General features: G+C 71.7%; 1 protein-coding gene. It reads right to left on the reverse strand.

The features are described from left to right. Positions 1-683, reverse strand: a 683-nt coding sequence (locus H0B54_RS29370) for a response regulator transcription factor (protein WP_246472990.1), incomplete at both ends; no start/stop codon positions are given.

Consider the following 683-nt stretch of genomic DNA (forward strand, 5'->3'; position numbering starts at 1 on the left):
TCATGCTCGGGCGGGGCTTCGAACTTGTAGCCGCGTCCGTAGACGGTCTCGATGTAGCGGGCGCCGCCGGTGGCCTCGGCGATCTTCTTGCGCAGCTTGCAGATGTAGACGTCGATGACCTTGTCGAGCGGGTCGGCGCCGGACAGGCCGTAGACCTCGTCGTAGATGTGCTCCTTGGAGACCACGCGGCGGTGATGGGCGGCCAGCACGCCGAGGATGGCGTGCTCGCGCTGGCTCAGCCGCAGCCGCTCGCCGGCGACCTCCGGGTCGCGCCCGTCGAGGAAGACGGTGAGCTGGCCGACCCGCACCGCGTTGCTCAGCAAGCCGCGCGAGCGCCGCCGCGCCACCTCGATGCGCGCCCGCACCTCGGCGCTGACCACCGGCTTGACCAGCACGTCGTCGGCCCCGGCGTGGAGCAGTTCCACCGTCGTCGTCACGCAGCGCCGGTCGAGCAGGCAGAGGATCGCCGCCCCGACCTGATGCGCGCGCAGCGCCGCCACGCAGCGCGCCGGGTCGTCGACGCTGCCCAGGACGATGGCGTCGTAGCCCAGCCCGTCGGCCCCCTGCTCCTGCAGAAGCTCCTCCAGCCCCGCCCAGTCCTGGCGGTCGTAGCGGATCTTCCCCATGCCGAGCTGACGGCCGAGCGCGTCGGCGATCAGGGGGTTCGGTTCAACCAGGACAGC

This window comes from Azospirillum tabaci (genome assembly GCF_014596085.1).
Taxonomy (GTDB): Bacteria; Pseudomonadota; Alphaproteobacteria; order Azospirillales; family Azospirillaceae; genus Azospirillum; species Azospirillum tabaci.